The following is a 9,816-nucleotide window of genomic DNA, read 5'->3' on the forward strand; positions in this document are numbered from 1 at the left end:
CGCAAGGAAATCGTCTCTGATTTTACAAAATGTACCGTTCGGGAGGTTTAGGTGAATAGGATTAGCGTAAATAGCGTCACGAAACGTCCTGTTCAGTGCGTCGTGACAAGCCGATGATGTCGCGAGCGCGCACCAGATAGAACATATCATTTTCACGGTCGCCTATCATCAGCACTGGCTCACCAAAACTCAGCGGTAAGTCCGTAACGTTTTGGATGTTTCCATCTAGACTTGGCGGTTCATTTAGTTCTGGGTTCCACACCGTTAGACGATCCGCCCGCAAGGTAAATGGCTCAGCGCCCTTGTCGTCACCGACTTCTTGCAACTGAACGTCGCTCCACGAAACAACGTTCAGCAGGTCGCTTGGCAAACAGCGATACGCCATGACTGTACACTCGCCATCAAAGTCATGCGGGTTGTCGATGAATCCCAGCACGCCATGTGCTTCATCATCATATTGCTTCAAGATCTCAAGCTGCTCTTCTAGAGAAAACTGATAGAACGCCTCCTCGAACACGCCTCCAGCGTCCTCAGCAATGTTATGTAACTCATCAACAGCAATCCTCAGATCTTCAGTGTCGGTGTCTAAACTCTCAAATCGTAACAACTTGTCACGACTAGGGATTACATAGACACTTCGCGACTGGCTATTTGAATAATCAAACACACCTACCTCAATCACCGCGTGAAAGGATTCGTCATATTTAACAAATTTTGCCTCACTGACATATGCCCTATCACTGTCGACAAACTCAAGCTTCAAATTACCATCCGTACCACTTGGCGCCAACACAAAACCCGACAAGCTGACGGCATCAAGCTCACCAACATACGGCAATGCGTCGTTCAGCGTCTGGACATGTTCGCGCAGTGCATCCGGAAGATAAGCTTCCTCAGTGTATGAAAGATCAGTCGCCAGTTCCCACGCTAACTGCTGAAATTCCTCAGTAAAAACCGTCTCAAACAAGTCAGCGCCGTCCTCAATACCTTCCTCGTCAGTCGGCATGATATCCACTACGTCTTTCAGGTCGACCCGAAACAGCACTGACTGATCTTCTTTGTCAAACATTTCCAAGACCGGGCGATTGCCACGCCAGGTAAAGATTGGTAGGTCACCAAAGAGAACTTGCTTATCTGCCTCAACATCAACGCCATATTCATTCGCGCCAACTCGCCGAATGTATGCTTTACACTCCACTCGCACGCCAGTACCATAGATCATTTCACTCAACATCGTGTTCAAATCACCTATCAGCTCCCTCTTGGACGCAGCATCTTGAATATCATTGAGCTCTACGACTTCTTCAGTCTTATCGACATAGTGGCGCAGCTTGCGGATGTAACGTGGTACACCACTGGTATCGGGCAAGATCTCTGCTACCGCAATCGCTTGTCGGTCAATTGGGAAATAATAGTCCATCGCCGTATCATTCTGCACCATACGCACACATAAAGCCGCCATCTCCTTGGTGTACGTAGCAAACGGCGCTGACTCATCAAGGTCAATCTCCAGCGACGTCACCACGTCCGCCACGCCCTCAACAGCCTGTAGACCGTGCGAACCGTCTTCAGCTTGGGCATAACCGATGACCCTCACCCGCTCGCCTTCAATTTCGTCCGTGCGCATCACTCGCTCGATATCGCCCAATGCTATAGCCTCTTTATCACTACCAAGCTGTAGATTGGCCATGGCAATTTCTCGCCAATCGTCCGTCGACAATTGACCCAAGAGATTGACACTGGTCTCTACTTGTGGTGATTTCATATAGTTGTATCGTATACCTCTCCAGCCTAAACTTCAAGCATAATCATCGCTCCATGCGGTATACTATAACCATGAGCAAGAAAACCCTGGTTGAGCTTGATCCGTGGCTGGCGCCGCATGAACCCGTCATCAAGGCGCGCGAGGCGTATATTTCGTCGACGCTGCGGAGGGTGCTGGATGGTAAATCGCCGGCAGATTTCGCACTAGGCTTTCATCATTTTGGATTACATCAGACGGCGGCGGGCTGGATGTTTCGTGAGTGGGCACCGAATGCTACGCGCATAGTGATGGTTGGCGATTTTTCTGACTGGCAGGAGCGCGAGGAGTTTGCCCTACAGCCTGGCACACATGGTGAATGGAGTGTTGACTTGCCGGAGAACGCGCTGCATCACGGGCAGAAATATAAGCTGCGCGTCTATTGGCCGAACGGCGACGGCTGGCGCTTACCATCATACGCCACCTACGTCATCCAAGACGATGATTCGGTGGATTTCTCGGCCGTCGTGTGGCAGCCGGATAAGCCATATCAGTGGCAGCATGACATTCCACCTGCGCCAAACGTGCCGCTGATTTACGAAGCGCATGTCGGCATGAGCAGTGAGGAGGAAAAGGTTGCTAGCTTCAACGAATTTACCGCTAATATCCTGCCGCGCATCAAGCAAGCTGGCTATAACACCATCCAGCTAATGGCCATCGCCGAGCACCCGTACTACGGCAGCTTCGGCTATCATGTCAGCAACTTTTTCGCGGTGTCATCGCGCTTTGGCACGCCCGATGATTTTAAGCGGTTGGTTGATACGGCGCACGGATTGGGGCTGCGCGTCATTATTGACATAGTCTATGCCCATGCCGCCAGAAATGAAGTCGAAGGCCTGGGTAATTTCGCAGGTGATCCGACGCAATACTTCAAAGCTCACGACCATCCAGCGTGGGATTCGCGGCTGTTTGATTATGGCAAACCGGAAGTACTGCACTTTCTCGCCAGCAATTGCCGCTGGTGGTTGGATGAGTACCGTGTTGACGGTTTTCGGTTTGATGGCGTGACCAGCATGCTATATCACGACCACGGTTTAGGAAAAAGCTTCACCAGTTATGATGATTATTTTGGCGACGATGTTGATAAGGACGCACTAGTCTATCTCAAACTGGCCAATGACGTCATTCACGCCGTTCGCCCCGATGCTACGACCATTGCCGAGGAAATGAGCGGGCTACCCGGGCTGGCGGCACCGGCTGAGCATGGCGGTTTGGGTTTTAATTATCGATTAGCAATGGGCGCGCCCGACCTCTGGATCAAAACGCTGAAGGAAAAGCGCGACGAAGATTGGGACTTGGGCGAGCTGGCACATACGCTAAGTTCGCATCGCCCAGAAGAAAAAGTCATCACTTACGCCGAGAGTCACGACCAGGCCTTGGTTGGCGACAAGACGCTGATTTTTCGACTGATCGACAAAGCCATGTATTGGCATATGGATAAAGCCGACCCCGACCTAACCGTGGAACGTGGCATAGCCCTACACAAACTTATACGCCTGCTGACAGCTGGACTGCACGGCGGCGGCTACCTCAACTTTATGGGTAATGAATTTGGGCATCCCGAGTGGATTGACTTTCCGCGTCAGGGTAATCATTGGTCGTTCAAACATGCTCGCAGACAATGGAGTTTACGCGACAATGGTTTTCTCAAGTACCAATGGCTGGGTGAGTTTGATGCGGCACTGATGAAGCTCATCCAAACCGTTGATGACCCCGGCGTTCACTATCTGACCATTCGCCAACACGACCATGTGGTTAGTTTCATACGCGGCAATCTGCTATTTACCATGAATTTTTCACCCGACCAGTCGTGGACGGATTATGACGTGCCAGCAGCGGCTGGGTCATACCGAGTAGCCCTCAGCAGCGACGACCAGCAGTTTGGTGGTCACGGACGAATTCAGCAAGACCAGCAGTATTTTACCACACTAGGGGCGCATGGCGATAACATCCAGGTATATCTACCTGCGCGCAGCGGGCTGATTCTGCGCAGGGTTGACTAGGGTTTGGCGGTTTGTTTGACCGTAAGCGGTATACTTGACTTTTTTGCTGTAGTATGATATCATAAAAGTAGCTTTTCATTTGTCGTGAGGCGTTTGAAAAGAGTACTTGTCCAATTGCATCTTTTTTTCTGAGTTTTCGAGAGGAGGTGAAGAAGATGTGGTTCTTGCTGGGGGCAGCGTTACTGGTCGTGGTGCTACTCATAGTAGTAGCGCTGTTGCGACGGATTGTACGTCGTAAGAGCACGTGGAATGCCACGCTGCTGGTCGTGGCCCTGTTGGCCATCGGGCAATATTGGGTTCTTCCGCTCAAGGGAAATGCCCATGAGCTACAAGGCGGTTTTGCCATTATGGCGGGGCTGAGCCTGTTTAGTGTCCTCACGTCATTTTCATGGGGATACAACCAGGGCAAGTAACAATCTTGCCCACCGAAAATAGTTCGCCGAATCGGCTCAACCTGATTGAGTGCCTCATAGCATTCTCGGGTTGACCACACCCGATTCAGCTTGAGCCAGTTCGGTGGGCTATTTTCATGTCATTGACTTTTTTGTAAATATGTGCTATATTATAAGTTAGCCTGTTCAGTGCCTCTCATGAGGTCACTGACTGCACTTCGCCGCCAAGCCAGATGCTTGGTGGCTTGAGGCGCGGAAAGGCCGCACCTCATATTGATCCCGAGAGGGGGTGAGAATGATGCCCATCTGGAGAATACAGGCCAATACGATAGCCATTCTGGTTATCGCATTGGCCATCCCCGCAATCGCAGGGATGGCCGCCCAATTCAACCAGGACGTTCCGTCCTGGTTGAATAGCCCCGTTACAGGGGTGGTCACGCTCGTGGTGATCGGGGCCGCACTCGCGGTCCTGACCACCACCCTCTTCATCAAAGATGAGGAGGAAGAGTGAGGTGTATGCGCGCCAGCAGAGGCGCGCGTTAAGAAATGTCTGCAAAATCGCGGAAACACCGCGTCCCCACGCATGTCGTGGGGTTTTTCTTGGCAAAAATTTGATAAAGTTTGATACACTAATTATTGATGAACAGGATAAATAAAAAAGTACCAGAAATCTTACTACAGTCACTCGGCAAAATTGCTCGCCTTCCCTTGCCAATTCCTGCCCAAGTGATTGAGAAAATTGACGAGAGTTTGACGCCGAACATGCGCGCTTTGCGGTTGGTTCTGACCATCTCCGAAAAACTCCTCAGCATGGGTGTGTCGGCGCGAGACGTGGTGCATATGATGCTTGGCATCACCAAAACTTACTGTAAACAGCCAGTTCACATGGACATCAGCTCAACGCTCATTACGGTGTCGCAAGACCGCGGCATCAACCGTGAGCCACTGACCCTGATTCGCGCTATCACCTTAGTGGATGTCAATTATCAGACCATCCAAGCGCTGCAGACATTGTCCCGAGAAATCCGCTATCAGCACATTCACTTGAGCGAGGCTGAGGAACGGCTAGAAAAGATCATCAATCCTGAAAAACGTCATCCCCGATCTCTCGTCGCCCTATCAGGCGGTGCGTTGAGCGCTGGTGTGGTGGTGATGTATGGCGGTAGTTTACAGATGGCACTCCTGGCTATGGCGGTCGGCACACTCAGCACGGCTGCCATGCGTCTGTTGTGGCGTTTCGGCGTGTCGGTATTTTTCACACAGATCATCATGTCACTCTGTATCACACTCATCGCCACTGCTGTTGTCTGTGTCAATACCAAGTTTAATTTGGCGTTTAACCCGACATTGATCGTGATCGGTGGAATCGTCCTGCTGGTGGCGGGCATGATGATCGTCGGTGCGTTTCAGGATGCAATTGATGAATATTATGTTACAGCAAACGCCCGACTGTTGCGAGTGCTGATGGCAACCGGTGGTATCGTGGTTGGCGTAGCTATTGGCCTTCATATTGCCACCAGATTGGGTATTAGTTTTCCAACCACCCCAGACCGTTTGACGTTGGTGGATAATTATACGCAGTACATCGGTGCGGCAGTCATCGCTTCAGCATTTGTCATTGGCAATCACGCGCCATTCTTTGGCACTATCTTGGCTGGCATCGTGGGAGCTAGCGGTTGGGGGCTATTTCAGCTGTTGACTGATGCCGGCTGGGATGTATTACTGGCGAGCGGTGCAGCAGCTGCAGCCATCGGTTTGGTGGCAACCTTCATGTCCCGACTGTGGCGCATCCCGTCTTTGGCTATCATCGGCGCGGGTATCGTGCCGCTGGTCCCAGGTTTGTCATTGTACAACGGCTTGATGGGTATCATCAGTCAGGCGCCATCAGACCCAGGCTACGTTGTCGCTTTGGCCAGTTTGGCACGAGCTGTCATGATTGGATTTGCTGTTGCTGTAGGCGCGTCATTTGGTAATGCCATTGGTCGTCCCATTCGCAGTCAAATCAGGAAGCTTTTTGTTGGGATACCGACGACTGCAGAGTAGCAGTTGACGCGTGAACAGCTTGCTGGGCGAATTTGCTAGTCAGATAGAACCATAACGCCCCAAGTCCACCAGCAGCGGCCTCATAGACCACGAACGAAAATTCTCGGTGCACAAATCCTTGAACGCACGCCATGACGGCAGCTACTGACAGCCCTAGCATGATGCTTTTTTGCTGGCGTGTGAACAGACTGGTAGTGAACGGCAGCATGAAGGCATAAAATGCAAAGACGATGATGGACAGGCGTGAAAAGATATAGTGCAGCCCGTGTTGAGTGTCATTAGGGAATATGGCTATAGCCATGCCGCAAAAAGCTATGGTTCGCAGCGCCACCAAACTCAACCTGGCAGTAGCCACTGCCTCAGCCTGCTCCAAAATGTCAGACATCGACTCCGCCAGGCACCACATGATGACTGCCATCATGGCAATGGAAATATTGAATACAAATGAAGATAGCTCGCCGCGCTCACCCAGAGCACTGAAGCTCCAGTTTACCCATTGCGGCTCTGACGTTAAGAACGCCGACAGAGTGATCCCTGCCAAAAAAATCAGCGTCATCCAAACAGTCAACTTTGCGGGCGCAAGCTTCTGGGTTGACAGAATGAATGATTTCATGAATACATTATACCATATGAAAAGCCCCGGCTAGTGACCGGGGCTTTTGGTGATTATTTGTTGCGCTTTTCGATTATCTCTTGAGCAACGTTTGGTGGAACCTCCTCGTACTGAGCCAACTCCATGGTTGACGCAGCGCGACCCTGTGACATCGAACGGATGTCTGAGGTGTAGCCAAACATGTTTGCCAGTGGCACGAAGGCCTTGACCAACTTGGCGCCGCCCATCAAATCTTCCATGGTATCAATGCGACCACGACGTGAGTTCAGGTCACCGATAATGTCGCCCATAAACTCTTCTGGGGTGGTGACTTCAACTTTCATGACTGGTTCAAGCAGAATTGGCGTTGCCTGTTTGATACCTTCGCGGGCTGCCAACGAACCTGCCAATGAGAAGGCCAGCTCTGAGGAGTCAACATCGTGGTATGAACCATCGTACAGGGTTGCTTTGACGTCAACCACTGGATAACCAGCGATAACACCACCTTCCAAGGTTTCACGAATACCCTTCATGACAGCTGGGCGATACTCTTGTGGCACCACACCACCCTTAATTTCGTCAACAAACTCAAAGCCTTTACCAGCCTCGTTTGGCTCAAAGCGTACCCAGACGTCACCGTACTGACCACGACCACCAGACTGCTTGGCGTGCTTACCCTGAACCTCAGCTTTACCCTTGATTGACTCACGGAAGGCCACTTGTGGTTCACCAATGTTAGCTTCAACCTTGAACTCGCGCTTCATGCGGTCGATCAAGATGTCCAGGTGCAGCTCGCCCATTCCAGACATGATAGTCTGGCCAGTTTCTTCGTCAGTGTGAATGCGGAAGGTTGGGTCTTCCTCAGCCAATCGTTGCAAGGCCAATGCCATCTTCTCTTGGTCGGCCTTTGACTTTGGCTCAACGGCGATGGATACTGGTGGCTCTGGGAATTCAATGCTCTCCAGGGCAATTGGGTGCGCTGGATCAGTCAAGGTGTTACCAGTACCAGTGTTTTTCAAGCCAACCACCGCAGCGATGTCACCAGCAGCGATTTTGTCGATTTCCTCGCGCTTGTCGGCATGCATTCGGACGATACGACCAATGCGCTCTTTGTCGCCAGTCGTGGTATTCAGGACGTAGCTACCAGAGTTCAAAACACCTGAGTAAACGCGGATGAATATCAATTTACCAACAAATGGGTCGGTCGCAATCTTGAAGGCCAAGGCGCTCATCGGCTCCTTGTCGTCTGGTTTGCGGCTCACTTCGTCGCCAGTCTTTGGATTTTTACCCCAAATTTCGTCAACGTCCAACGGACTTGGTAAGTAGTCAACCATCAGGTCAAGCACCTTCTCGACGATGACACCACGACCGTCACCACCAGTGACCAAGAAGAAGTCACCAGCCAGCACGCGCTTACGCAAGGCAGACTTCAGCTCATCAATCGTGATAGCCTCTTCGCCCTGGTCGAGGAACTTCATCATCAATTCATCATCAGCTTCAACGGCATTTTCCACCAACAAACTGCGGGCGTTTTGGCATTTCTCCAGCATGTCAGCTGGGATTTCACCCTGCACCAACTCATGGTCAGAAAAGTCAGTATAGGTGTACGCCTTCATGTCGACGAGGTCAACCACACCATTGATAGTCTTTTCAAAACCAATTGGGATGTGAATTGGGAACGCTTGCTTGCTCAAACGGTTGTGAATTGATTCCAGAGATTTCCAGAAGTCACCACCAGTTTGGTTAATCTTGTTGATGAAGCAGATACGCGGCACACCATATTTGTCAGCCTGGCGCCACACGGTCTCAGACTGTGCCTCAACGCCCATCTTACCATCAAACACCGTCACTGCACCGTCGAGGACGCGGAGTGAACGCTCCACCTCGGCGGTAAAGTCGATGTGCCCTGGGGTGTCGATGATGTTGATCTTGTGACCCTTCCAGAAACAAGTCACCGCTGCCGAGGTGATGGTGATACCACGTTCTTTTTCCTGCGCCATCCAGTCAGTGGTAGCGCCGTCGCCGTCGCCTTTGACCACACCGATTTTGTGGGTCAAACCAGTGCGGTACAAAATACCCTCAGTTGTCGTCGTTTTACCGGCGTCAATATGGGCGATAATACCGATATTTCTAAAATTTTTCAGCGGAACATTCGTCTCTGCCATAATTTTCCTTTATATTACGTTAATTTGTCGAGATCTTTGGTCAATTTTTTGGCACCAAAAAACTACTCTTATTGCCAATTATACCAGATAGTCACAGAAAATAATAGCTCGATTTTATGGGTTAGTTCTCAAGACTTTCTTGGCAATAGCCCAGCAAGTCGTCCCAGTCCACTCCACCAGCATTAGCCTCGTGCCTCATCTTGTACGCGTCACACTCTTGCAATTTGAAATTAGCATTGCGGAGAAAGATGCCTAGACCTGTTTTAGTAAAGATTTGTCGATCAATTTGCGGGGTTGCTTCATCAATCCAGGATTCTACTATTTCTTGCGTAGCTGGGTCCATCAACGCCAGCCCATGACTGGAGAGTTCAAGATACCGCTCCGCCAGCTTGTGTAGTTCATTCATATCGCCCGGCTTATGCATTTGACTCTTCAAATCACTCGGTACTAAGTCCTTGGGAGATATGCCGGTATCGCGAAGCTGCTCTTTGCAAAGCCCCAGGCCGATAACTGCACCTTTGGCGGTCTCAATCATGACCTTTACCGGATCATGGAAAGGATTACCAGTGGATAGATCCCGTGGATTTATGATGACCCCCAGCCCTTTAGCTACCCTGCTCACCATTTCCTGCGCGCTATGTGGTTGTGCGATATCATCAAGAACATAACCTAACCCACTCTGACCTCTGTGGGTCTCCTCAAAAGTTGTTATCCTCTCCTGCATTCGCTGGGCGGCACCAGTAAAGTCAATATAGCAATTATGCTTTCGGTCAGGTGAAAATTGTTGCTCATTCATCTTTTGATAATATCATAATTAGAC

General features: G+C 50.7%; 8 protein-coding genes. 4 read left to right on the top strand and 4 right to left on the bottom strand.

Annotated elements, in window-relative coordinates:
* Window positions 1-76: 76 nt before the first annotated feature.
* Window positions 77-1,765, bottom strand: a complete 1,689-nt coding sequence (locus V4210_RS02060) for a hypothetical protein (RefSeq protein ID WP_338521208.1) — start codon at window positions 1,763-1,765, stop codon at window positions 77-79.
* A gap of 71 nt (window positions 1,766-1,836) precedes the next feature.
* On the opposite strand from V4210_RS02060, the gene V4210_RS02065 reads away from it, so the two are divergent.
* The 4 genes from V4210_RS02065 (at window position 1,837) to V4210_RS02080 (ending at window position 6,239) form a co-directional block, all read left to right on the top strand.
* Window positions 1,837-3,804: an alpha-amylase family glycosyl hydrolase gene (locus V4210_RS02065; RefSeq protein ID WP_338521209.1), complete on the top strand. Its 1,968-nt coding sequence runs from the start codon at window positions 1,837-1,839 to the stop codon at window positions 3,802-3,804.
* A gap of 155 nt (window positions 3,805-3,959) precedes the next feature.
* Window positions 3,960-4,217 carry a hypothetical protein gene (locus tag V4210_RS02070; RefSeq protein WP_338521211.1) on the top strand — a complete coding sequence of 86 codons (258 nt, stop codon included), beginning with the start codon at window positions 3,960-3,962 and terminating at the stop codon, window positions 4,215-4,217.
* A gap of 274 nt (window positions 4,218-4,491) precedes the next feature.
* Window positions 4,492-4,707, top strand: coding sequence for a hypothetical protein (locus V4210_RS02075; RefSeq protein WP_338521213.1), 216 nt, complete (start codon window positions 4,492-4,494; stop codon window positions 4,705-4,707).
* 128 nt (window positions 4,708-4,835) lie between these two features.
* Entirely contained in the window at window positions 4,836-6,239 is a 1,404-nt protein-coding gene (locus tag V4210_RS02080) for a threonine/serine ThrE exporter family protein (RefSeq protein ID WP_338521215.1), read from the top strand.
* Here the strand turns inward: V4210_RS02080 and V4210_RS02085 are convergent.
* The 3 genes from V4210_RS02085 to V4210_RS02095 form a co-directional block, all read right to left on the bottom strand.
* Window positions 6,199-6,852, bottom strand: coding sequence for a hypothetical protein (locus V4210_RS02085; RefSeq protein ID WP_338521216.1), 654 nt, complete (start codon window positions 6,850-6,852; stop codon window positions 6,199-6,201). The two genes, V4210_RS02080 and V4210_RS02085, sit on opposite strands and share 41 nt — an antisense overlap.
* A gap of 53 nt (window positions 6,853-6,905) precedes the next feature.
* The gene (gene fusA / locus V4210_RS02090) at window positions 6,906-8,996 is read right to left on the bottom strand and encodes an elongation factor G (protein WP_338521218.1); all 2,091 of its coding nucleotides are present in this window, start codon (window positions 8,994-8,996) and stop codon (window positions 6,906-6,908) included.
* 121 nt (window positions 8,997-9,117) lie between these two features.
* On the bottom strand, window positions 9,118-9,792 hold the full coding sequence (locus tag V4210_RS02095; RefSeq protein ID WP_338521219.1) for a hypothetical protein: 675 nt from the start codon (window positions 9,790-9,792) through the stop codon (window positions 9,118-9,120).
* Window positions 9,793-9,816: the final 24 nt, after the last annotated feature.

Source organism: Candidatus Nanosynbacter featherlites (assembly GCF_037013405.1).
GTDB lineage: Bacteria > Patescibacteriota > Saccharimonadia > Saccharimonadales > Saccharimonadaceae > Nanosynbacter > Nanosynbacter featherlites_B.

Coding starts and splice junctions, on each gene's coding strand:
- fusA (WP_338521218.1), bottom strand. CDS start 8,996: ATGGCAGAGACGAATGTTCCGCTGAAAAATTTTAGAAATATCGGTATT.
- V4210_RS02070 (WP_338521211.1), top strand. CDS start 3,960: ATGTGGTTCTTGCTGGGGGCAGCGTTACTGGTCGTGGTGCTACTCATA.
- V4210_RS02065 (WP_338521209.1), top strand. CDS start 1,837: ATGAGCAAGAAAACCCTGGTTGAGCTTGATCCGTGGCTGGCGCCGCAT.
- V4210_RS02075 (WP_338521213.1), top strand. CDS start 4,492: ATGATGCCCATCTGGAGAATACAGGCCAATACGATAGCCATTCTGGTT.
- V4210_RS02085 (WP_338521216.1), bottom strand. CDS start 6,852: ATGAAATCATTCATTCTGTCAACCCAGAAGCTTGCGCCCGCAAAGTTG.
- V4210_RS02095 (WP_338521219.1), bottom strand. CDS start 9,792: ATGAATGAGCAACAATTTTCACCTGACCGAAAGCATAATTGCTATATT.
- V4210_RS02080 (WP_338521215.1), top strand. CDS start 4,836: ATGAACAGGATAAATAAAAAAGTACCAGAAATCTTACTACAGTCACTC.
- V4210_RS02060 (WP_338521208.1), bottom strand. CDS start 1,765: ATGAAATCACCACAAGTAGAGACCAGTGTCAATCTCTTGGGTCAATTG.